The 23,600-nt window shown below is 31.2% G+C and carries 19 protein-coding genes; 18 read left to right on the top strand and 1 reads right to left on the bottom strand.

Translation table 11 applies throughout. The features are described from left to right. Positions 1–174 precede the first annotated feature (174 nt). Together CSPA_RS20165 and CSPA_RS20160 are read left to right on the top strand one after the other, a co-directional pair. A complete protein-coding gene (locus CSPA_RS20165) occupies positions 175–600 on the top strand; it encodes an SRPBCC family protein (RefSeq protein ID WP_015394217.1) in 426 nt (141 codons plus the stop codon). 20 nt (positions 601–620) lie between these two features. Continuing rightward, a complete protein-coding gene (locus CSPA_RS20160) occupies positions 621–1,505 on the top strand; it encodes a VOC family protein (RefSeq protein ID WP_015394216.1) in 885 nt (294 codons plus the stop codon). A gap of 817 nt (positions 1,506–2,322) precedes the next feature. On the opposite strand, the gene CSPA_RS20155 is transcribed toward CSPA_RS20160, so the two are convergent. Further along, positions 2,323–4,305: a Na+/H+ antiporter gene (locus CSPA_RS20155; RefSeq protein WP_423219814.1), complete on the bottom strand. Its 1,983-nt coding sequence runs from the start codon at positions 4,303–4,305 to the stop codon at positions 2,323–2,325. A 272-nt stretch (positions 4,306–4,577) separates the two neighbouring features. Between CSPA_RS20155 and CSPA_RS20150 the strand changes: the two genes are divergently transcribed. The 16 genes from CSPA_RS20150 (at position 4,578) to hydA (ending at position 23,537) form a co-directional block, all read left to right on the top strand. Beyond that, positions 4,578–5,747, top strand: coding sequence for a sensor domain-containing diguanylate cyclase (locus tag CSPA_RS20150; RefSeq protein ID WP_015394213.1), 1,170 nt, complete (start codon positions 4,578–4,580; stop codon positions 5,745–5,747). Between the two features lie 34 nt (positions 5,748–5,781). After that, complete coding sequence (locus tag CSPA_RS20145; protein WP_015394212.1) at positions 5,782–6,609, top strand: MerR family transcriptional regulator; 828 nt, start codon at positions 5,782–5,784, stop codon at positions 6,607–6,609. A gap of 65 nt (positions 6,610–6,674) precedes the next feature. After that, entirely contained in the window at positions 6,675–7,139 is a 465-nt protein-coding gene (locus CSPA_RS20140) for a DUF6790 family protein (RefSeq protein ID WP_015394211.1), read from the top strand. Positions 7,140–7,777: 638 nt separating this feature from the next. Beyond that, on the top strand, positions 7,778–8,563 hold the full coding sequence (locus CSPA_RS20135) for an electron transfer flavoprotein subunit beta/FixA family protein (RefSeq protein ID WP_015394210.1): 786 nt from the start codon (positions 7,778–7,780) through the stop codon (positions 8,561–8,563). A 20-nt stretch (positions 8,564–8,583) separates the two neighbouring features. Further along, positions 8,584–9,522 carry an electron transfer flavoprotein subunit alpha/FixB family protein gene (locus tag CSPA_RS20130; RefSeq protein WP_015394209.1) on the top strand — a complete coding sequence of 313 codons (939 nt, stop codon included), beginning with the start codon at positions 8,584–8,586 and terminating at the stop codon, positions 9,520–9,522. Positions 9,523–9,844: 322 nt separating this feature from the next. Next, a complete protein-coding gene (locus CSPA_RS20125; RefSeq protein WP_015394208.1) occupies positions 9,845–11,380 on the top strand; it encodes an L-lactate permease in 1,536 nt (511 codons plus the stop codon). 101 nt (positions 11,381–11,481) lie between these two features. Next, the gene (locus tag CSPA_RS20120) at positions 11,482–12,906 is read left to right on the top strand and encodes an FAD-binding oxidoreductase (protein ID WP_017810442.1); all 1,425 of its coding nucleotides are present in this window, start codon (positions 11,482–11,484) and stop codon (positions 12,904–12,906) included. An 85-nt stretch (positions 12,907–12,991) separates the two neighbouring features. Next, positions 12,992–14,131 carry an acyl-CoA dehydrogenase gene (locus tag CSPA_RS20115; protein WP_015394206.1) on the top strand — a complete coding sequence of 380 codons (1,140 nt, stop codon included), beginning with the start codon at positions 12,992–12,994 and terminating at the stop codon, positions 14,129–14,131. A 239-nt stretch (positions 14,132–14,370) separates the two neighbouring features. Then, positions 14,371–15,525 carry a PucR family transcriptional regulator gene (locus CSPA_RS20110; RefSeq protein ID WP_015394205.1) on the top strand — a complete coding sequence of 385 codons (1,155 nt, stop codon included), beginning with the start codon at positions 14,371–14,373 and terminating at the stop codon, positions 15,523–15,525. 223 nt (positions 15,526–15,748) lie between these two features. Further along, positions 15,749–17,074, top strand: coding sequence for an aminotransferase class III-fold pyridoxal phosphate-dependent enzyme (locus CSPA_RS20105; protein ID WP_015394204.1), 1,326 nt, complete (start codon positions 15,749–15,751; stop codon positions 17,072–17,074). A 14-nt stretch (positions 17,075–17,088) separates the two neighbouring features. Continuing rightward, positions 17,089–18,243: an iron-containing alcohol dehydrogenase gene (locus CSPA_RS20100; protein ID WP_015394203.1), complete on the top strand. Its 1,155-nt coding sequence runs from the start codon at positions 17,089–17,091 to the stop codon at positions 18,241–18,243. Between the two features lie 108 nt (positions 18,244–18,351). Then, complete coding sequence (locus CSPA_RS20095; protein WP_015394202.1) at positions 18,352–19,167, top strand: ABC transporter ATP-binding protein; 816 nt, start codon at positions 18,352–18,354, stop codon at positions 19,165–19,167. A gap of 2 nt (positions 19,168–19,169) precedes the next feature. Continuing rightward, positions 19,170–19,946, top strand: a complete 777-nt coding sequence (locus CSPA_RS20090; RefSeq protein ID WP_015394201.1) for an ABC transporter permease — start codon at positions 19,170–19,172, stop codon at positions 19,944–19,946. A gap of 123 nt (positions 19,947–20,069) precedes the next feature. Further along, a complete protein-coding gene (locus tag CSPA_RS20085) occupies positions 20,070–20,837 on the top strand; it encodes an ABC transporter permease (RefSeq protein WP_015394200.1) in 768 nt (255 codons plus the stop codon). Between the two features lie 188 nt (positions 20,838–21,025). Beyond that, positions 21,026–22,099, top strand: coding sequence for an ABC transporter substrate-binding protein (locus tag CSPA_RS20080; protein ID WP_015394199.1), 1,074 nt, complete (start codon positions 21,026–21,028; stop codon positions 22,097–22,099). Positions 22,100–22,133: 34 nt separating this feature from the next. Next, on the top strand, positions 22,134–23,537 hold the full coding sequence (gene hydA / locus CSPA_RS20075) for a dihydropyrimidinase (RefSeq protein ID WP_278245671.1): 1,404 nt from the start codon (positions 22,134–22,136) through the stop codon (positions 23,535–23,537). Positions 23,538–23,600 lie beyond the last annotated feature (63 nt).

The raw sequence follows: 23,600 nt of genomic DNA, 5'->3' as shown, positions 1-23,600 counted from the left end.
TATGTGTAAAATACAATATTTTACAGTAAAAAGGCAGTAGTAATTTAACTACTGCTTTTTATAGTTGTCGAAAAGATAATAAATTTATGAAAGTAATATATAGTATGTTTATAACTTTGATGTGGTACAATATTTATATAAAAGGTTTTCAATAAGTAAGAGGAGGAGAGAATTATGAGTGAAAAGGAAAAAATTACGATTGAAGCTACTGTAAATGTGAATGTTAAAAAGGTATGGGAGTATTGGACAGAACCTGAATGTATAAAAAGGTGGAATACCGCATCAGAGGATTGGCATACTACAATTGCAGAAAATGATTTAAGGGTTGGAGGTAAATTCCTATCTAGAATGGAAGCTAAAGATGGCAGCTTTGGTTTTGATTTTGGTGGAGTTTATGATGAAGTTGAATTACATAAGCTTATTTCATACACCTTGGGTGACGAGAGAAAAGTTAGAATTATCTTTGAGGAAAATGGAAATAAGACAGAGATAACAGAAATATTTGAAGCTGAAAGCGAAAATTCTGTTGAATTGCAAAAGAATGGCTGGCAATCAATATTGGATAATTTTAAAAAATATTCAGAAGAAGCCGCAAAGTAGAATTTGAGGAGGGTATTATTATGCAAAGAATAGTTCCGCATTTATGGTATGATAAAGAAGCTAGTGATGCTGCTAAGTTTTACGTTAGTCTATTTGATAAATCTTCATTATTGAGTGAAACAATACTAGAAGATACTCCTTCGGGTAATGCTGAGGTAGTTACTTTTGAGCTTGCAGGACAAGAATTTCAAGCAATTAGTGCAGGGCCTTACTTTAAATTCAATCCGTCAATTTCATTAATGGTGGCTTGTGAATCAATTGAGGAAGTTAATTCAAAATGGGAAGCTTTATCTAAAGGAGGGCAAGAATTAATGCCACTTGGAGAATATCCTTTTTGCAAATGGTATGGTTGGATTCAAGATATGTATGGTTTATCTTGGCAGCTTATGCTTAAAGAGAATGAAAAAACTACTCAAAAGATCACACCTTGCTTTTTGTTTTCAAAAGAATCATGTGGGAAGGCAGAAGAAGCAATGAGATACTATACTGAAATATTTGAAAATTCTGAAATTGAAACTATAAGCAGATATAAAGAAGGAGAAGCAAAGTCATCAAAGGCAAAGATAAATTATGCTGCTTTTAAACTTGAAGATATTAATTTTTGTGCTATGGATCATGGTTTTGATGTAGATTTTACTTTTAATGAAGCATTTTCAATTATAATAAATTGTGAGAATCAGCAGGAAATTGATTATTTCTGGAGTAAGCTTTCTGCCATCCCAGAAGCCGAGGAATGTGGTTGGGTAAAAGATAAATTTGGAGTATCTTGGCAAGTTGTTCCAACAATAATGAAGGAAATGATGAAATCTGCTGATAGGGAAAAAATGAAAAGAGTGACTGAAGCTTTTTTGAAAATGAAAAAATTTGATTTAGAAATCTTAAAAGCCGCATATGAAGGTGAATAAATATAAGGAGTGAAAAATCAGAGGAAGGAAGTATGCAGACTAAAACAATTTTAAATAACTGTTTAGTTAGAATAGATAGATATCAATGTTTGATTTGGATAGCCTTATAGAATTATATGTAATTATGCAAGTCCTAATATTATCTTTTTAGATGATATTAGGATTTTTAAATTATATATTAAATTACATAATTAAGCCAATAGTATAGATATAACAAATAAAATTAACACTAATTCACCAGATTCAAATGGAATTTCGAAGCATAAATGTTATGTATCCTTTTATGATACGCAACAATATGCTTGTCCAAATTTTGAGAAATTATAATAACTAACTTGTTACTAGGTCTTAAAACACTTAAAAGTGAATTTAAAATAAATTTTCTAATAAGTATATTACATCTTAATCGTAATAAAGTATATTTATTCATATAGTACCTCTTTTTATACAGAAATTATCTAACACACATTTATAGATTATAATTTATTTCCAAGTATTTGGCAAAATAAATCGTAATACAAATATTGCGCAAATTTTACATAAAATATTGATATTTTAAGCAAGTAATGTCGTTAGCAAGGAATTCTCGACTATATTAGTTGAATATCAAGAGAATAAAAATAAAGTTATATATTTAGGGGAGAATTGTGAAAAGGCATTATATAAATTATTACTAAGTTGTTCAGAAATAAGAGTTAAATGCCATAAATCGATAATAATGAATGAAAATATTACTGTTTTTTATACGTATTTTTTATCAAGGCATTAAAAGCCTAAGATTATCTTAAATGGATAAGTTAGGCTTTTAAGTCTATAATTATCTTAAAATATCGCTTTCAATATAATTTAAATTTTTTCTGAGTTCAGAGGCTATATGCCAGTTTATATCCCCATTTTCAAATAGAGATTGTATAATAATTCTTTCTAATTGCATTGCTTTAATGTCAGCTTTCTTTTTCTCATATTTATTATATTTTTCTAAGATAGATTTGCTTCCAAGCCAGCACATTCCTTGGTAATATAAAATTATTTTTTTCAAAGTAACTTCATTCTCAGGAGTGATAATTGACTTGATGTAGTTAATTAGATATTTTGCATTAGTTGAATAAAGCTCTTTCATTTCTATATTAGCCTTATTATTCTCAATTTCCTTATTATGCTCTAATCCCTTCAAAATAAATTTAAATCTCTTTATATTAGAAATCATATGAGCAAAATGTGTGTAAGCGTGCTTAAATTTTAATGAAAAACCTTCAACAGAAGAGAGTAGTTTGATTTTATTTCTTATAGCTTCTTCATAAGCATGCGCTGTTGTTTCAGATATTTTCTCTTGCTGCAATAGAGTTTCTGTATTTTCAATTTCTTTTTTAAAACATACAAGCATCCACTTTTTTTCTTCTTTATCACCTATGCTCCAATTTTTATAATAGGAATTTCCACGTTTTAATTGGTGGATACGGCGTTTATATTCAACTATGGTTAAAGAAATATATTTATTATTTTCAATTTCTAATTTTAGTTTATCTATTGTATTATTCCATACCTTTATTTGAGCTTTATTTAAGGTTTCTAAATAATCTGCTTCCTCAGATACATTTTTCTTTGCAAAAAGAGGTAGTATAAAAGTTGTTACTAGAAGGGTTGTTAAAATTACTCCAACGGATAAAAATAAAATTAGTGTTCTTTCAGGAAATGGTTCACCATTTTCAAGAAACAAGGGAATTGAAAGGACTGTAGCTAAGGTTACAGCTCCTCTTACTCCCGAAAGAGAAGTTAAAAGAGCAGCGTGAAATATTTTACTATATTTCTCGTTTTTACACTCATTATCGCTAATATACATAAATAGTACCCATAAATATCTGATTAGAAGTAAAGCAAAAGTTATTATTAAAACATTTTCTAAAGCTCTAAAATTATCGATTGTTACTTCATAATATGCAGTTTTAATTATGTCGGGCAATTGTAAGCCAACTATTATAAATATTAGCCCATTAAGAACATATGCCAAAACTGACCAAGTATTTTCTGATACTACATTGAACTCAGCATTTTCAAATCTGAATCTTTTTAAGGATAATGAATATACCATTCCTGCAATAACAACAGCTAATATACCTGAAACATGAAATACTTCTTCGGAGATAAGATATATTACAAATGGCGTTAAAATCTGAAGTAATATTTCAACAGTAACATCTTCCATACCGAGATTTCTAACCCAAAGTTCGAACCTAATTAAAATATGTTCTAAAACAAACCCAACAATTAGTCCGCCTACAGACATTAATAAAAAACTTGTAGTTGCATTAAATACTGAAAAGGTTCCAGTTAAAGCAGCAGCCAAGGCAAATTTAAAGGAAACAAGTCCGGAAGCATCATTCATAAGGCCTTCACCTTCTATGATATCAAGAATTCTCTTTGGAAGAGAAATTTTCTTTGAAAGTGCATTAACTGCAACATAATCGGTAGGTGACAATGCTGCTGCAAGAGCAAAAGCTGATGGTAATGATATAGAAGGAATCAACTTATTTATAAGAAATCCAACTAAAATAACTGTAATAACAACTAAAGCGACTGACATTAGAAGGATATTTTTTCGCTGTTTCCACAATGATATTTTATCAGCATTTTTCCCATCACGAAAAAGTAATGGTGCAATGAACATAACTAAAAAAGTATGGGGGTCAAGCTGAAGGTTAAATTCTGAATGAAAAATTGCAATTAAGGCTCCCATTGCAATTTGAATAATTGGTATTGATAAGGATGGGATAAATCTGCTTATTATAGCTGAAGTTAAAATACCAGTTAATAATATTAATACATAAGTAAAAATATGCAGTCCTCCTTTCGATTAATTGATGAATGAAATTAATAATTGAAATAGCAATAATATAATTATATCATATTATTTTAGTTATATTTCAGAAAATAGCTGTGTTAAGCGCAAAATTAATATATTGTCATTAGTGTTTAGTTTAGAAATCTTATTGATTTTATTTAAAATATTATATAAAATGTATTATGCAGTGTAATTGATAATAATATTCAATTAACAATTAAGAGGTGAAAATTATGTTTAATAATATAAAAAAGATAATTTATATTTTAAGTTTAGCATTAATATTTAATTTTATGCTTAGGATTAATGTTTTTGCTGAAGTTATAAGTAATGCAAGTGAATTATCGCCTTTAGATAAATTTTTAAACTTTTGCAATTATTTTTATGCAAAGTATGGCACAATATTGCTAGTCATTGGGGGAATAGTTTTACTTTCTCTTTTAGATGCATTTTATTGTTTTGTTGTAAAAGCCAAGGAGCAGGGAAAATATCTTAAGGATCTAAGTTTAGAAAGGGAGAGGTATAATATTGTTGTAGAACAATTAAATGACATTATTTTTGACTTTGACCTTACAGAGAAAAAGATGTTAAGTTCCTCAAAATTTGAAGAGAAATTTGGATGGAACTTAAATATTCAAAAGTATAATAAAAATTTCTTTAATGAATTTAAAATACATCCAGAAGATAAAACACTATTAAATAAAATTTTTGATGATATGAAAGCTTTTAATAAGCAATCTATTATTAAACAAATTAGATTAATGAAAAAGAATGGTGAATATTTATGGTGTGAAATGAAACTGAATTATATTCAGAGAAATGGTAAAATTGTAAGAGTAATTGGTAAGATTAGTGATATTGATCATATTGTTAAAGAATTTTCACTTTTAAAACTAAAATCAGAATATGATCAATTGACGGAATTGTATAATAAGACAACCTTTTATGATAAAGTTAAAAATTATATTAAAGAGCACAAGGAAAGTACATGTACATTAATTTTTATAGATTTGGATAATTTTAAAGCTGTAAATGATAATTTGGGACATATGACAGGTGATGAAGTAATAAAAGATACAGCAAATAAAATAATTGATGTTTTTAATGAACAGGATGCTATTGTTTCAAGATTCGGAGGCGATGAATTTTGTGTGTTTAATCCGAGCCTTTCTATTCCTTTAATAAAAGAAAAAATAAAGCTTTTATGCGAAAATCTTAATGCAAAGTATATTGGTAATAACATTGAGGTTCGAGTTTCGGCTAGTATAGGGATTGCCTTTTATCCAAGTGATGGAAAAACTTTAGAAGCTTTGATTGAAAAATCTGACGTTGCATTATATGAATCAAAGGAAAAGGGGAAAAATCAATTTACTATATATAATAAAAAACTTGAAGTATCATAATTACCTTAATATTAAATGCTAGGAGGTGATTTATTTGGAAGAAGAATTATTTTCTATAGGTAAGTTTTCAAAAATATGCTCTATTTCAATACAAGCCCTACGCTATTATGATAAGATAGGTTTATTAAAACCTAAATTTATAGATAAGGAGAGTAGTTATAGGTTCTATGGTGTCGAGCAAATTGTTATTGTGATGATAATTCAAAAAATGGCAGCACTCGGGTTGTCTTTAAATGAAATAGGGGTATTTTTACAAAAAAATGATATGGTAGGAATAAAGAATATATTTGAGCAAAAAAGGTATGAGCTTAAGGAACAAATTAATGAGCTATTATATGCAGATAAAAGCTTTGAATTATATATTAATAATATAAATATGTTAGATAATGCTGATTTTTCTTGTATTGAAATAAAAAGAATTCCCAAAAGAGATGTTATTTATTTGAAAAGGACAATAGAATTAAATGAAAATGGTTTTGCTAAATTATTTAATGATTTTGAACAGATACTTGAAATTAAGAAGAATTCTACCATAGGAAATCCAATGGCTATATATCATGGGGAAAGAATATTGGGAATGCCCTGTGATATTCAGCTTTGTATGGAAATTAAAGATCCATGTGATATAGAGTACAACTATAAAGTGATTCCAGAAGGATACTATTTAAGTAAAATGCATTTAGGAGCACATTTTAATAAGCCAAAAACATATGAGCAATTAATTGAGTACGCAAATAACAATAAACTTACTATAATAGGAGATCCTGTAGAAGTTTATTATATAGATATTTCAATAACTAGAAATCCTGAAGATTTTATTACTGAAATTCAAATTCCAATAAAAAGTGTATTGACTCTATAGTAACAATAGACTTTATAATTCTTCTCGAGATATTAAATCTATTTAATAATTGAGGAGGATGTAAAATGCCATTTATTTTTTTTACACTATTAGGTATTAGTATAGGAGTAATTGATGCATCACTTATTTCTAAAGCTGTTACTATAGCTGATTTTTTAAGTAAAATACTTTTATGGGAAGTTGTAGTTGGGGTAGGTGGTTTAGGAATCTTAGCATTTGTTGGACATGCATTGATGTCAGAAAAGATAGCAAAATATATTGGCTGGGAGTCAAATGGCTTCCAAAAGGAGTTAGGTTTTAGTGAACTTGGCATGGGAATCATTGCAATAATGAGTTTATGGGGAGGAAAAGAATATTTAAATAGTGCAATAATAGTAAGTTGTATATTATGTGCTGGGGCTTCTTATGTGAGAATAATTGATTTGACAAGGAATAGAAATCTTGTTTGGGGAAATGTTATATCTTTAGTGCCAGACTTATTTATACCTGTTTCACTAATAGTACTTAAAATTCTTTCAAGCGTGTTATAATTGTAATTGGCTATATAATATGCTTATTTAGAGTATGGACAAAAAATGAAAATAAATATATAAAATTAATTAATAATATGAATTAAAATAATATTAAGTAAAATTTTTAAGAGTCTAAATAGGCTCTTATTTTTATAGCACGGGTAGGAAAGTATGGAGTTTCAGAAAATATAGAAAATTAAAAAAATTGCTGACAAAAAGTGATAATCCAAATCTTGTATTTTGTTCTTCGAACTTTCTCTTTGAGCTCTAACCTTGATTATTCAGCATTACTTATTCATAAATGTCATCAATTAGCAAAGGCAATTGAGTACCTCAGGTACTTTTCTTTTGGCAAAACATATTGCAATTATCTTAATAATTAAGTATTGATAATTGACCATTAAATAAAAAACATCATAACTTTAGATATATGTAATAAAAAAAATTTTATTAGTAGTTGAAATATATGGGTACTAGTGGTAAAATTTACTTGTGAATTGGTAAGACCAATAAAAGAGCGGATTTATGAAAATTCAACAAAATAATAATATAAAATAGTATTTTCGAACTCTTAAATTCACAATTATGCTATTAGATTTGTTATTTGTTTTCATATTCCTACAAAAACAGCTTGAAGAATAAAGGAGAGGGAAATTATGCAGATTTTATTATGTGTAAAACAAGTTCCAGATGATTCTATTGAAATACATTTGGATAGAGAAGTGAAAAAGCCTAATTTGAAAGGTGTAAGCTTAGTAGCTAATGCGTTTGATACCTATGCATTAGAATTAGCAGTTCGCTTTATGGAGGCTAATGGAGGAAACGTTAGTGTGTTGACAGTTGGAGCAGAGGATACAACAAACACATTAAAAAACTGTCTTGCTGTTGGAGCTAAAGAAGCATTTTTTGTAAAAGATGACCAATATGCAGAATTAGATGCCATGGGAACAGCTCATGTTTTGGCAGATGCTATTCATAAAATTGAAAAAGATAAGGGAGAAAAATTTGATTTAATTTTATGCGGAAAAGAGTCGACAGATGAAATTACTGGACAAGTTGGAGCTATGCTTGCTGAAAAATTAGGATTAGGATATATAAGTAGTGCAACTGTAATCGATTTAAAAGGTGAGGCTATGGAAATTCATCAGGAAACTGATGATGGTTACAATGTGGTCTCTTTACAATGTCCCGCAGTAGTAACAGTAAGTAAGCCTGATTATGATCCACGTTATCCTACTATTAAAAGTAAGATGGCAAGTCGTAAGGCGGTAATACCAACTTATTCTGCAGCCGAAATTGGAGAGATAAATCCTAAAAAAGTTCACTGCATTGAATATGTTGAACCTCCTAAGAAAGAGGGCGGAATTAAAATTCAAGAGAAAGATGCTCTGCTTGCAGTAAATGCTGCTATGGAGCAAATGAAAAAGGATAAGGCAATTTAATTAAGGAGGTAAACAAAAGTATGAAGGGATTATTATTCATTGAAACAGATGGAGAAAAAGTAATAGGCGGAAGCCTTGAACTTATTACTGCAGCAAAAGCATTAGATGCAGAAGGAACAGCTATAGTAGTTGGAAATAAAACAATTGCAGACACAGTAGCAGCTTTAGGAATTCCAGTAACTTTTATAGATGCAGCTAGAGATTGTGACACTTTGACAGAAGTATTATCAGAAATTGTTAAGGAAGAAAATCCAGAGGTTGTCTTATTAGCTAATACTCAACTTGCTAAAGATCTTGCACCAAGAGTTGCAGGGCGTTTAAATTTAGGGTGTGTAAGTGATGTTACAGGAATTAATAAAACTGATGGAAAAGTTATATATACTAGGCCAGTTTATGGTGGAACAGTTTTAGAACATATTGAAGTAGATGGAACAGCCATAGTTACTGTTAGAAATGGTAGTTTTGCAAAACCAGAAAACACATCAAATGCAACTGTTACAGAAAAGAAAGTTGAAATTTCAGCAGATACAATCAAAGCAAAGATAGTTGACACTATAAAAGAAATTTCTGAATCTGTTAACTTAGAAGAGGCAGAAGTTATTGTTTCTGGTGGACGCGGAATGGGAAATGCTGAGAATTTCAAACTTGTTGAAGAATTAGCACAAGTGGTTGGTGGTGTAGTTGGTGCAACAAGACCAGCAATTGAAAATGGTTGGATTTCTCGTGCACATCAAGTTGGACAATCAGGCAAAATAGTTGCACCAAAGCTTTATATTGCATGTGGTATATCTGGAGCAACACAACATACATCTGGAATGACAGGCTCTAATTATATTGTAGCAATTAATAAAGATGAAGAAGCACCAATTTTTGAAATTGCAAATTTAAGCATAGTTGGAAATGTAACTGAAATTCTTCCAATCATGATTGAAGAAATGAAAAAGGCAAAAGCAGAATAAAGTTCACTCTTAACCTCAAAACTCTCATGAAAGCCATAAGTTGAAAGTAAATAACTAAAGTAAAAACAAGTTTAATGTATATAAAAATGTAGTATATATGTTTGTATTATCACTGGCAAATTCTCAATTGTAATTAGTGACGAAAGATTATGGGGAAAAGCTAAATTCTTACTTGTCTTTTAGAATTTTTTTGAATTGAGATGTTCAGTATTAATTAGAACTTATACGCATTAGCAGCAATTTAAGCAATATAATCGTACTAATAAGTGGAATACAAATTAAAAAAATAATGCCATTAAAAACATTTAAGGAGGACAGAAGAATGTTATTTTTTAAATTCTTAATGTCAATATTACCTATCATTTGGCTCATTATTGCACTTAGTGGATTAAAAATGCCAGGTTATAAAGCTTGCTCTATTGCACTTGTTCTAGCAATGCTTTTAGCTATATTTTTCTTTAAATTGGATGTTTCTTATACGATGACAGGAGTATTGGAAGGAATACTTAATGCATTATGGCCAATTTGCTTGGTTATTATTGCAGCATTGTTTACGTATAATTTGATTTTACGAACTGGTGCTATGGATTTCATTAAAAAAATGCTAGCTGGAGTTTCAATAGACAAAAGAGTTTTAACATTAATTATTGGATGGGGATTTGGAAACTTTATGGAAGGTATGGCTGGATTTGGTACAGCAGTTGCCATTCCAGCATCTATGCTAGCTGGACTTGGATTAAATCCATTTTCTGCAGTTTTAGCATGTTTGGTTGCTAATAGTACACCAACGGCTTTCGGATCAGTAGGTATACCTTTAGTAACAGTTTCTTCAGTAACTGGAATTGCAACTAACCAATTGGCTGCAAATACAGCAATAATTGAAGCAGCTTTAATTTTTATAAGTCCATTTATTATGGTGTGTATAGTAGGCGGAGGAATAAAAGCCTTGAAAGGGTCATTTGCTGTTACACTAGTAGCTGCATTATCATTTTTAGTACCTGCTTATATTACAGCTATGGTATTAGGACCAGAATTACCAGATATAGTTGGATCAATTTGCTGTATGATATGTACAGTTATTGCTGCAAAAATCTTTAATAAAAAACCACAACCTGAACATTGTATTGAAGTTAATGGTGAAAAGGAAGAAAATTGGTTATCTTTTGACAAAGCAATAAAAGCTTGGTGTCCATTTATTTTAATATTTTTAATGTTGATGTTTACGTCTACACTATGTGCACCAATTCATGACTTGATTGCAGGCTTCAAAAGCAGTGTTGTTGTTTATGCTGGTAAAGGTGGAAATACTTTAACTTTCAGTTGGGTTAATACACCAGGGGTAATTATATTTATTGCTGCCATTATTGGAGGCTTAGTTCAAGGAGCAAAGATATCAACGATGTTTGAAGTTCTTGCTAATACCTTAAAAGCAAATTGGAAAACTATTGTTACAATTTGTGCAGTAATGTCAACGGCTAAGGTAATGAGTTATAGTGGAATGATTTCAGCTATTGCAAGTCTTTTAGTTGTTGTTACAGGTGGTGCATATCCTTTAATCTCTCCATTAATTGGAGCTATAGGAGGATTTGTAACTGGTTCAGGTACATCAACAAGCGTGTTGTTTGGAGGACTACAATCACAAACAGCTCAAAACTTAGGACTTTCTGGGGCATGGATGGCTGCTGCTAATACTCTTGGAGCAGGTATAGGAAAGATGATTTGTCCACAAAGTATTGCAATTGGTGCAAGTGCAATTGATAAGACTGGTTCAGAAAGTAAAATCTTAAGAAGTGTATTAAAGTATTTTATTGCATATGTAGTTATTGCAGGAATCATATGCTTTATAGGAACACTTTAGACAGTTTACAGTTGGGGATGAGTCCTCGAATTGACGTAGGGTTGCGTATTAGTTTAAAGGAATTAGGGTTTTAAATTTGTATGTGAGAAAGGATGATTATTTTGGAACAGTATAATAAATTGACAGAAGAGTTAATCTCAAAATTACAGGAAGCAGCTCCAGGGCATATTTTAACTGGTGAGGATATAAATGAAGATTATTCTCATGATGAAATGCCTATTTATGGAAAAGTAGCACCACAAGTTGTTTTTATGGCTCATTCTACAGAGGAAGTTTCAAAAGTCGTGAAAATATGTAATGAAAATAAAATACCTGTAACTCCAAGAGGAGCTGGAACAGGTCTTGTAGGAGGCGCAGTACCACTTCTAGGTGGAGTATTAATAGATATTACAAAAATGAATAAAATACTTTCATACGATATGGAAAATTTTGTTGTTAAAGTTGAAGCAGGTGTTCTCTTAAATGATCTTGCAGAGGATTGTATCAAACAAGGCCTATTATATGCTCCAGATCCAGGTGAAAAGTTTGCTTGCCTAGGTGGAAATGTTGCGACAAATGCAGGTGGAATGAGAGCTGTTAAATATGGTGCAACACGTGATTATGTACGTGCAATGAAGGTTGTTCTTCCAACAGGAGAAATTACAGATTTTGGAGCTACTGTATCAAAGACAAGTTCTGGTTATAGTTTACTTAATTTGATGATTGGATCAGAAGGTACTCTTGGAATTATTACAGAACTTACTTTGAAGGTTATGCCAGCACCTAAGGTAGTAGCAAGTTTAATTATTCCATTTGAAAATTTGGAAGATTGTATTTCAACTGTTCCTAAATTTAAAATGGAACACATGAATCCACAAGCTATCGAATTTATGGAAAGAGAAATTGTTTTATCAAGTGAAAGATATATTGGTAAGAGCGTATTCCCACAAGTAATTGATGGAGTTACTGCAAATGCTTATTTACTTGTAACCTTAGATGCAGGGAATGAAGATGAATTGAATAATCTTATTGAAGAAGCAAGTGAGATTGTATTAGAAGCAGGGGCAATTGATGTGCTTGTAGCTGATACACCAGCAAAAATTAAGGATGCTTGGGCTGCACGTTCAAGTTTCTTAGAAGCAATTATGGCAGAAACTAAATTATTAGATGAATGTGACGTTGTAGTTCCAGTAAACAAAATTGCTCCATATCTTACTTTTGTAAATAAAACAGGTGAAGAATGTGGACTAACAATTAAGAGTTTTGGACATGCAGGGGATGGAAATCTTCATATTTACCAATGCAGCAATGATTTAGAAGAAGAAGACTTTAAAGTTAGAGTTGAAAAATTCTTTAAGATCATTTACGAAGAAGCAATAAAATGCGGTGGACTTGTTTCAGGAGAACATGGAATTGGTAGTGGAAAAATGAGCTATTTAGCAGATAGTGTTGGAGAAATAAATATGGAATTAATGAAAGGCATTAAAAAAGTCTTCGATCCTAATTCTATTATGAATCCAGGTAAAGTATGCTGTCCAATAGAATAATTAAGTCAGTAAGTTTCAATAAAAATAAAGCGATATCTCATAAATATTAAAAAGGAAATAGAAAAAAGAAAGGTAGGAAATTAAAATGAACTTTAAACAAGATGAAAATCATGAACAATTACTAGAAATGTATAGAGAATTTGCAGAAAATGAGGTAAAACCAATTGCAAAAGATATTGATGAAAGTATGAGATTCCCAGAAGAAAATGTAGCTAAAATGGCTGAAATGGGGTTACTTGGGATACCTTTTCCTGAAGAATACGGCGGAGCAGGAATGGATACCTTAAGCTATGTACAATGTGTTGAAGAATTATCAAAGTGTTGTGCTACAACAGGTGTTATAGTTTCAGCTCATACAAGTCTTTGTGCTACACCAATTTACACATATGGTACAGAGGAGCAAAAAGAAAAATATTTAAAACCACTTGCTTCAGGTGAAAAATTAGGTGCTTTTGGATTAACAGAACCTGTAGCTGGAACTGATGCATCAATGCAAAAGACAACAGCAGTATTAGAAGGCGATCATTATGTATTAAATGGAAGCAAAATTTTCATAACTAATGCAGGTTATGCAGATATTTATATTATCCTTGCAATGACAGATAAGAGCAAAGGAACAAAAGGTATTTCAGCATTCATAGTTGAAAAAGACTTCCCTGGCTTCTCTGTTGGAAGCCATGAATTAAAGATGGGAATCCGTGCATCTTCTACTTGTGAATTATTCTTTGACAACTGTATAGTTCCAAAGGAAAATCTTTTAGGAGAAGAAGGTAGAGGCTTTAACATTGCTATGGCAACTCTTGATGGAGGACGTGTTGGTATTGCTGCACAAGCTCTTGGTATTGCTGAAGGTGCAATAGAAGAAACTGTAAAGTATGTTAAAGAACGTATTCAATTTGGAAAACCTATTTCAAAATTCCAAAATACACAATTTCAACTTGCTGAAATGCGTGCAAACACAGAAGCTGCAAAACTTTTAGTATATCAAGCTGCTTGTGCAAAAGATGAACATGAAAAATTCACACATTTAGCTGCTATGGCAAAATTAGTTTCTGCTAGAAATGCAACAGATGTAACTAATAGATGCTTACAATTATTTGGTGGTTATGGTTATACAAGTGATTATCCAATTGAAAGAATGATGCGTGATGCAAAAATAACTGAAATCTATGAAGGAACATCAGAAGTTCAAATGATGGTACTTTCAGGTTGGATGGGTCTTTAGTATAGAAGAAGTTTTTGACATAAAAGATAAATTAAAAATCGTTAAGTAATTTTTAGAAAAAGAATATATGTTAATTGGAACGTTAAGAGCAGATTACCAGAAATATACAAGGTAATTTGCTCTTTTTAGAATACAAGAAATTATAGAAAGATTATCAAAGATGAATGATAAATTTAGAATTTTTATGATATAATGATTATTAAAAATTATGCCTAAGCATAACTAGGGGGCGAAATAGCATGTCAGTTACTGTAGGGAAATTATTTGGAAATGGGGCTGTTTTATATCAAATGAAATTGCTTGCAGGACAAAAAGGCTTAAACAACCTTGTTGAATGGGTTCATATTATAGAAAATGATGAAGTGAGCCAATTTCTTCACGGAAATGAAGTTGTATTTACATCTGGTATTTTAAATAATAATGATAATTGGTTATTAGAATATGCAAAAAAGCTGTGTAGTGTTGGGACTAGTGCATTTGTAGTTAATATTGGACCATATACAAAAGGAATTCCTCAAAAAGTAATAGAATATTGTGATTCTGTGAATATGCCACTTTATACTATTCCATGGGAAACAAGAATGGTAGATGTAACAAGGGATATATGTTATCGTATTATGAAAAGTGAAGAGACAGAAGCCAGTATTGCAAGTACAATCAAAAATATAATTTTTAAAGTTGGAGATTTAGATACTTTGATTTCTCAAATGGAGAGATATGGTTATCTAAGAGACAGTCGTTTTTGCTTTATTGCTATAGCTTTTGAAAACAGTCAAAATAAAGATAAAGAATATAATATGAAAAAAATAAAAATGTACTCAGAAAAAATTGCTAGAAGTATTCATCAATTATATATTTCTTTTGCTTATAATGATTGTTGTATTTTAGTTTTAGTAGATTATAGTGATTATGATATAGATAATTTTGTAAATACTTTTTTGAAAAATTGGGATGATGATTTATGGAAGATACACATAGGTATTAGCGAAAATTTAAATGATATTAGAGTTCAAGATGAGAATTTTAATAAAGCACTAACGGCTATGAAGATGGCAAAGAAAAAAGGTAAGAAAGTAAGAGATTATAAAAAGCTTGATATTTATAAATTACTTCTTAATTCAAAAGATAAACAGGTATTAAAAGAATATTATGAAGATACTATAGGAAAACTGGAAAAGTATGATGAAGAAAATAATACAGACTTAACTGACTTTTTGTATATGTATTTAAAAAACAATGGAAGCCAAAGTCTTGTAGCTGAAAAACAATATATTCATAGAAATACAGTTAATAATCAATTAAAAAAGATAGAGAAGATTACTGGATACAACCCGCTTGATCTAGAAGAAAAACTAAGGTTTTATTTAGGATTCTATATTAAAGACCTTTTATAGCTGCATCAATAACTCTTAACTTATAACTCTTAGCTCATAACTGAATTAACTGTGCAGCTGCACAAAAAGGATTAGTCATTTAGTTATTGAAACACAGTAAAGACCATTATATAATAAGTACAAGTTAAAGAATAAAACGAATTTATAAAGGTAACAGCAACGGAGCTTGTTCATTTGAATAAGTTCTGTTTTTTTATATGCAGAAAGTAAGGGAGTGTTAAAAATGAATGGTGAGGAAATTAAGAGTACATTAAAAAAATATAGTTTACAATCTTGGAGCAAACAAAGAAATATAAATCCTATTCCAATAGAAAAAGCTGATGGTATTTATTTTTGGGATTATGAAGGAAATTGTTATTCAGATATGTCTTCTCAGCTTGTAAATATGAATCTTGGTTTTGGAAATAAAGCAATAGGAGATGCAATTAAAGAGCAGGTGGATAAGTATTGTTTTGTAGGGCCATCTTATGGGGCTGAACCTAGAGCAAAGCTTGCAAAAAAAATAGTGGAATTAATGCCAGATAATATGGGAAAAGTATTTTTTACAAATGCAGGAGCAGAATCAAACGAAAATGCTATAAAAATTGCAAGGATGTTTACAGGAAAATCAAAAGTTTTTAGTCGTTACAGAAGCTATCATGGATCATCCTTTGGTTCAGGAAACTTAACAGGGGAACCTAGACGATACGCATTGGAACCAGGAATTCCTGGTTTTGTGAAATTCTTTGATCCATACATTTATAGGGAACCAATAAAATTTGAATCAGAAGAATCTGCAACAAAATATTATTTGGCAAAGCTTAGAGAACAAATTATTTATGAAGGACCAGACAGTGTAGCAGCAATTGTCCTTGAAACAATAACTGGATCAAATGGTGTTATTATACCACCAAAAGGATATCTTCCAGGAGTCAGAGCTTTATGTGATGAATTCAATATATTAATGATTTGTGATGAAGTAATGACAGGCTGGGGAAGAACTGGAAAGATGTTCGCATTTGAGAATTTTGATGTAAAACCAGATATAGTAACATTTGCAAAAGGTGTTACCTGTGGTTATGTTCAACTTGGAGGGGTTGTTGTATCAAAGGAAATAGCAGAATATTTTGAGGATAATTTATTATCTTGTGGGTTAACTTATAGTGGGCATCCTTTAGCTTGTGCAGCAGGAGTTGCTACAGTAAATTACTATGAAGAAGCTAATATTTTAGAAAATGTTAATAAAGTTGGAAAAGTTCTTGGAGAAAAATTAGAAGCTATGAAAGCTTCTCACCCAAGTGTTGGTGATGTAAGATATATTGGACTATTTTCAGCAGTTGAACTAGTAAAGGATAAGGAAACTAAAGAACCACTAGTACTGTATGGTAAAGATCCAGAAGGAATAATGGGGAAAATTATAGGACTACTAAAAGAAAGAAAGTTTATGACTTATTCTCATGAAAATATGATATTAGTAGCACCACCATTAATTATTACAAAAGAACAATTAGAAGAAGAACTTACTAAGCTTGATGAAGTACTAAGTATTGTTGATAAAGAATATATTTAAATGAGGTGAATTAGATGGCTTATGAATTTAGTTTACCAGGGAAAACAATTTTTGGAGATAATGCATTAGAAGCAAGTGAAAATGTAATAAAGACTTTTGGTAAAAAAGCTTTTGTGATTTCAGGAAAAAATGTTACAAAGGCAGGTACCGTTAAAATTCTTACAGATTATCTAACTAAATGGGAAATTGCTTTTGAAGTATTTAATGATATTACAGGCGAACCAACAGAGCTTATGATTGAAAGTGGAGTAAAGGCATATAAAGCATCAAATTGTGATTTTTTAATAGCTATAGGCGGAGGTAGTCCACTAGATAGTTGTAAAGCAATTGCAGCAATGACAAAATTAGAAGGTGAAATATGTGACTATATGGGAAAAGTTATTGAAGGCGATTTCCCACCAATGGTGTTAATACCAACTACGGCAGGTACAGGATCTGAAGCTACAAAATTTACAGTAATTACAGATTCAAAAAGAAATATAAAAATGCTTCTAAAGGGGGAAGCATTGCTGCCTGATTTAGCTATTATTGACCCAAGCTTTACTAGTACAGCGCCAAAGACTGTAACTGCTGCAACAGGTATGGATGCACTTACTCATGCAGTGGAAGCTTATACTTCAAAAAAAGCAAGCCCGCTAACAGACACCTTTGCATTGTCTGCAATAAAGAGGATATTTAAATATTTACCTCTGGCTTATGCGGATGGTGAAGACAAAGAGGCAAGAGAGGAAATGGCAATAGCAGCTTATGAAGCAGGAGTGTGTATAAATAATTCCTCGGTAACAATAGTACATGGAATGAGCAGACCGATTGGAGCATTATTTCATGTAGCTCATGGAATTTCAAATGCTATGCTTATAAAGGAATGTTTATCTTATGTTTTGGATGGAACTTATGAACGTTTTGGAGCTATAGGGAGAGCAATTGGTGCAGCAGCTGATGAAAAAAATGACAAAGAAGCTGCAGAAGCTTTTTTAGAAAAACTTACTGAGCTATGCAGTATTTGTGAAATTCCTACCTTAAAGGAATATGGAATTAATAAAGAGGAATTTGATAAGGTAGTAGAGAAAATGGCAGAAGATGCAATGAGCAGTGGAAGCCCATCGAATACTATAAAAGAGGTTAATAAAGGTGATTTGTTAAATATATATAGTAAGTTATGGAATTAATTGCAATGGCGCAAGACCTAAAAAGTTTTGCGCTATTTTTTTATGAAAAAAGCCATTGCTTTTATTCATAGATGTGAAATGTTCCAGGATAAAAGGAGGTTAAAATAAATGAATACAATATTAAAAGAAGTCGAACTTCCAAAGTCAATGGAAGAAAACATAGAAATCAAAATAGAAGATTTAAGTATGATTTATCAAGATAAAAATGGAGGAGAACCAGTAACAGCACTTAAAGATGTAAATTTAGAAATTAAAGAGGGAGAATTTATTTCACTGCTTGGACCTTCAGGATGTGGCAAAACTACTTTGCTTAGAATTATAGCAGATTTGCTTCAACCATCAAGTGGAAAAATTATAGTAAGAGGTCAAACTCCAAGAGATATAAGACTACAAAAAAAATACGGGATAGTATTTCAAAATCCAGTTTTATATGATTGGAGAACAGTGAGAAGAAATGTATGTATGCCTATGGAGCTTTTAGGGATGCCAAAATCTAAACGTACCGAAAAAGTTACTGAAATGCTTGATTTAGTTGGACTCACAAACTTTGGAAAGCATTATCCTTATGAACTTAGTGGAGGCATGCAGCAAAGAGTAGGAATTGCAAGAGCACTAGCAATCAATCCAGAAATACTACTTATGGATGAGCCGTTTTCGGCTTTAGATGAGTTTACGCGGGAAAAGCTTCATGAGGATTTATTAAATATATGGACAAAGACAAAAAAGACTGTAATCTTTGTAACTCATAATATTTCTGAAGCAGTATTTTTATCAGATAAAGTAGTAGTGCTTTCTCCACATCCAGGACGTGTTTCAGCAGTAATTGATATTAATATACCAAGACCAAGAAATATGGAATCAAAGCAAACAACAAAATTCTATGACTATATAACCAAGATAAGAAACAGCTTTGAGGGGGTGTAGGTATGATTACTAAGAAAGAAAAATATAAGATTAATTTGGTCTGGACTATTGGTATTATTCTAGTTTGGGAATTAATTGCTTTCTTTCTAGATAAGGTAGCTAAAGATCCTATGGCTTCAGCAAAATTGCCATATCCTCATGTTGTAGTGATGTCAATTGCACAAAATTTTTCGGAATTAATGGGAGCTGCGGGCCTTACATTTTCAAGGGCAGTTATGGGGTTTACGCTTGGAACAATTATAGGGGTATTATTAGCAATTGTAATGAGTTTATCAAAAATTGCTGAAAAAATATCTCTCCCTTATTTAATAATATCGCAAATGGTACCAGTATTGGGCTTAGCTCCAATTATCTTTACGCTAGTTAAAGATATGGATGCTTCAAGAATAGTGATAGCAGCATATATTACATTTTTTCCAGTGTCTATAAATATGTTAAGTGGCTTAAATAGTGTTGATAATGAAAAGAAGGAACTTTTATATTCTTATGCAGCGCAGAAAAAAAGTATTTATTGCAAACTTATGATTCCATACTCACTTCCATATTTATTTGCAGGTTTGAAGATAGCAGCGCCTATGTCTATTACAGCATCAATTTTGATAGATATGCTGGGTTCAAGTGGTGGAATTGGCGTGAAACTTCTTTATTCATTATATTCAGGTACAAAAGATGTGTTTTGGGCTTCGGTATTTACAAGTGCTTTTATGGGGATCATTAGTTACTTCATTGTTATTTTAGCAGAAAAGATTTTAATACCTTGGAGAAAACAAACCATATAAATGTGTATTGTAATGATCATGGATCAATAGTCAATGATCATTAAATGGGTATTTCATCTAGAAATCTTTAAGATTTTAACAATTCTTTTTATAGCATTCATATTAAAGAAAGGAGATTAAGATATGGGAGAAAAAATGAAAAACATTCTATGGCCCTTGAGTTTTGGAATACTTATAATAGTGGTTTGGGAATTAGGATTTATTCATAGTTTATTAGGTTTTAAACCCTTTCAGTTACCAATACCTTCACAAATAGTAAAAACTCTTGAAAATAATTTTTCTAAAGCAATATATGATACGGCAGTTACAGTGGCAGGTGCATTAGTAGGAATGGCTTTAGGTTGTTTGATTGGATTTATTGTTGCTTTAATAGCTACTCAATTTCCTAAATGGGGTTATACAGGATTAACAGTAATATCAGCCTTTAACGCAATTCCAATTGTAGCACTATCTCCAATTATGAATCGTTGGTTTACTAGTGGCTTTGCTCAAAAGGTGGGAGTAGTAACAGTTGTATGCATGGCAGCCATGGCAATTAATGCATATCGCGGTTTAAATGATCTAAAACCTTTTGCAAAAGATTTATTAGAATCTTATGCAGCTTCTAAAAAAGTCATATTTTTTAAGCTTCGTTTGCCGAATTGTCTTCCAAGTATATTTACAGCACTGAAAATTAATGTTGCTGCGGCCATAATGGGGGCTATGATAAGTGAATATTTCGCTTCATCTACTTCAGGGATTGGTTTTGGAGTGAAAGATAATTTGAGAAAAGGTATGATGGCCATGGGATGGACCTATATTGTTATGGCATCTGTCGTTGGGATCATTCTTTATTCAATTATTATATTGGTAGAACGCAGAGCTATAAAGTGGCATGCTTCACAAAGATAAAGATATTAAAGATATGCACAATAAAAAAATTTAAAATTTTCACAATAAAAAAATTAAAACCTACATAAATATAAAAAAAATAAAACATGAACAAAAATAAAAAATATAAAAAATATGAAACATGTATAAATATAAAAATACTAAATACATGAAAAAAATAAAATATTAAAGACATGGAGGAATTTATTATGAAAAAAAGATTATTAGCTTTATTTGTGATTATAATGACGATGACGGCACTGTTTATAGGATGTGGGGCTAATTCGTCAAGTACATCGGATACCAAGGATAAACCAGCAGCAGACTCAAGTGATACTTCAAAAAAGAGTGATGGGTCACTTCAAAAAGTTAAACTTCAATTAAAATGGCTGCCTCAATCACAATTTATGGGTTACTATGTGGCACAACAAAAGGGATATTACAAAGATGAAGGTATTGATCTTCAAATTCTTCCTGGTGGAAGCGATATTATCCCGGAACAAAATGTATATAACGGGGTAGCAGATATAGGAGTTACTTGGGTATCTAGTTTAATGACCTATCAAGCGCAAGGATACAATTTACAAGAGGTTTCACAAGTATTTCAAAAATCAGGTATGCTTTTAGTTTCTAAAAAAGAAAAAGGTATTAATTCACCAAAGGATTTAGCAGGTAAAAAAGTCGGTAATTGGTTTGGTGGTAATGAGTATGAATTACTTGCTTTATTATCAAAATATAACTTAGATAAAGAAAAAGACTTAAAGCTTGTACAACAAGATTTTACAATGGATCAAGTAAAAGAAGGTTCTATTGATGCAGCGTCAGCTATGACTTATAACGAATTAGGTTTATTATTTGAAGGCGGTATGAAAAAAGAAGATTTAAATATTATTGATATGAATGATGAAAATGTTGCAATGATGGAAGATTGTTTATTTGTTAATTCTGATTGGGCAGCTAAAAACAAAGATTTAGTGGTTCGTTTCTTGAAAGCTTCAATTAAAGGCTGGAAGGACGCAGTTAAAGATCCAGAAGCTGCAGGAAAGACTGTTTATGATGTTGATAAATCAGTATCTTTAGACCACCAAGTTTATATGGCGAAAGAAGTTGCTAAGCTTGTAGCACCACAAGGCTTTGATACATCAAAAATTGGACAAATTGATATGAAGGCAATTAAGCAAACAGGTGATTTCTTAAAGAAATACAATAAAGATTTAGCTAAAGATCCAGTAGTTGATGATACAACCTTTACATCAAAATATTGGGACGAAGCTGTAAAATAATATTAAATTTTAGCTTTGGGTGCTAGTTAGTTGCATCCAAAGCACCAAATATAAAAGGAGGAGAATACTTATGGATTTGATTATTAAAAATGGAACTATTGTAACACCAGTGGAATCTTACAAAGCAGATATTGCTGTAAAGAATGGAAAAATCGTAGCAATTGGAACAGGCTTTTCAGAAGAAGGTGCAAAAGTTGTAGATGCAGCTGGAAAGTTAGTTTTGCCAGGTGCTATTGATGCACATACACATTTAGCAATGCCTTTTGGAGGAACAGTTTCAGCAGATAGCTACCTTGCAGGCACAAGAGCAGCAGCTTGTGGTGGTGTTACAACAGTTTTTGATTATCCAATGCAAAGAAAAGGAAAAGGCATAATTGAAACTATTGAAGGCAGAAAAGAAATGTGTGATCCAGAAGCTTGCGTTGATTATGCATTTCACTGCTGTATAACAGATTTAAATGATGGCGCCATTTTAGATGAATTTGAAGCAGCTGTAAATTATGGTATTACAAGCTTTAAATGTTTCTTAGTATATAAAAAAGAAGGCATGATGGTTGATGATGGAACCTTAGTGAAAATATTGTTAAAGGCAAAAGAAACAGGTGCCATGACTAATATTCATGCTGAAAATCCAGATGTTATTGATTTAAATATCGAACAATTCTTAAAAGAAGGTAAAACTTCAGCGTGGTATCACTATTTAAGCAGACCAGAATTTGTGGAGGCAGAAGCTGATAAAAGAGCTATTCACTGGGCTAAATCTATGGAAGCACCTTTGTATATTGTTCATATGGCAGATAAGGAAGGCCTAGAGGCGGCAATAACTGCAAAAAACGATGGTCATGAGATTTATATAGAAACATGCCCTCAATATTTAGAATTTACTTGTGAGGTATATAAGAGAGAGGATGGAAGAAATTTCGTATGTTCTCCGCCAATGAAAGGTCAAGAAAGCCAAGATGCTCTTTGGAAGGCAATAGAGTCTGGAGCAATAGATACTGTAGCTACTGACCACTGTCCATTCCAAAGTTATGAAAAGGACTGGGGAAAGGATGATTTTACAAAGATTCCAAATGGTTGTGCTGGTATAGAAAATTTATATCCTTATATGCTTTCAGCTGCTAATGACGGAAAAATATCCTTTAATCGTGCAGTTGAATTATGTGCCTTTAATCCAGCAAAAATATTTGGATGCGAGGATAAAGGTTCTTTAGCAGTTGGGAAGGATGCAGATATTGTAATTTATGATCCTAATAAAGAGTTCACAATTTCAGTAGAAAACATGCATTCAGATTATGATCACACTATTTGGGAAGGGAAAAAACTTCACGGATATCCAGTAAAGACTTTTGTAAGAGGCAATTTGGTATATGAGGATGGGAATTTTGTTGGAAAGCCAGGTATTGGGCAATTTGTAAAGAGAGTAGGACGAAAATAACTATCAAAAATAATAAGATAGATTGAAAGGCATAGAATTTTTGAAGTTTGAAAGACTGATGAA

This window comes from Clostridium saccharoperbutylacetonicum N1-4(HMT) (genome assembly GCF_000340885.1).
Taxonomy (GTDB): Bacteria; Bacillota; Clostridia; order Clostridiales; family Clostridiaceae; genus Clostridium; species Clostridium saccharoperbutylacetonicum.
Note: the sequence above shows the minus strand (reverse complement) of the source record. Positions and strands in the feature narration are given on the sequence as shown.

Bases quoted from the DNA above. Each gene is read 5' to 3' on its own strand.
- CSPA_RS20165 (WP_015394217.1), top strand. From the start codon at position 175: ATGAGTGAAAAGGAAAAAATTACGATTGAAGCTACTGTAAATGTGAAT.
- CSPA_RS20160 (WP_015394216.1), top strand. From the start codon at position 621: ATGCAAAGAATAGTTCCGCATTTATGGTATGATAAAGAAGCTAGTGAT.
- CSPA_RS20150 (WP_015394213.1), top strand. From the start codon at position 4,578: ATGTTTAATAATATAAAAAAGATAATTTATATTTTAAGTTTAGCATTA.
- CSPA_RS20140 (WP_015394211.1), top strand. From the start codon at position 6,675: ATGCCATTTATTTTTTTTACACTATTAGGTATTAGTATAGGAGTAATT.
- CSPA_RS20135 (WP_015394210.1), top strand. From the start codon at position 7,778: ATGCAGATTTTATTATGTGTAAAACAAGTTCCAGATGATTCTATTGAA.
- CSPA_RS20130 (WP_015394209.1), top strand. From the start codon at position 8,584: ATGAAGGGATTATTATTCATTGAAACAGATGGAGAAAAAGTAATAGGC.
- CSPA_RS20125 (WP_015394208.1), top strand. From the start codon at position 9,845: ATGTTATTTTTTAAATTCTTAATGTCAATATTACCTATCATTTGGCTC.
- CSPA_RS20115 (WP_015394206.1), top strand. From the start codon at position 12,992: ATGAACTTTAAACAAGATGAAAATCATGAACAATTACTAGAAATGTAT.
- CSPA_RS20110 (WP_015394205.1), top strand. From the start codon at position 14,371: ATGTCAGTTACTGTAGGGAAATTATTTGGAAATGGGGCTGTTTTATAT.
- CSPA_RS20105 (WP_015394204.1), top strand. From the start codon at position 15,749: ATGAATGGTGAGGAAATTAAGAGTACATTAAAAAAATATAGTTTACAA.
- CSPA_RS20100 (WP_015394203.1), top strand. From the start codon at position 17,089: ATGGCTTATGAATTTAGTTTACCAGGGAAAACAATTTTTGGAGATAAT.
- CSPA_RS20095 (WP_015394202.1), top strand. From the start codon at position 18,352: ATGAATACAATATTAAAAGAAGTCGAACTTCCAAAGTCAATGGAAGAA.
- CSPA_RS20090 (WP_015394201.1), top strand. From the start codon at position 19,170: ATGATTACTAAGAAAGAAAAATATAAGATTAATTTGGTCTGGACTATT.
- CSPA_RS20085 (WP_015394200.1), top strand. From the start codon at position 20,070: ATGGGAGAAAAAATGAAAAACATTCTATGGCCCTTGAGTTTTGGAATA.
- CSPA_RS20080 (WP_015394199.1), top strand. From the start codon at position 21,026: ATGAAAAAAAGATTATTAGCTTTATTTGTGATTATAATGACGATGACG.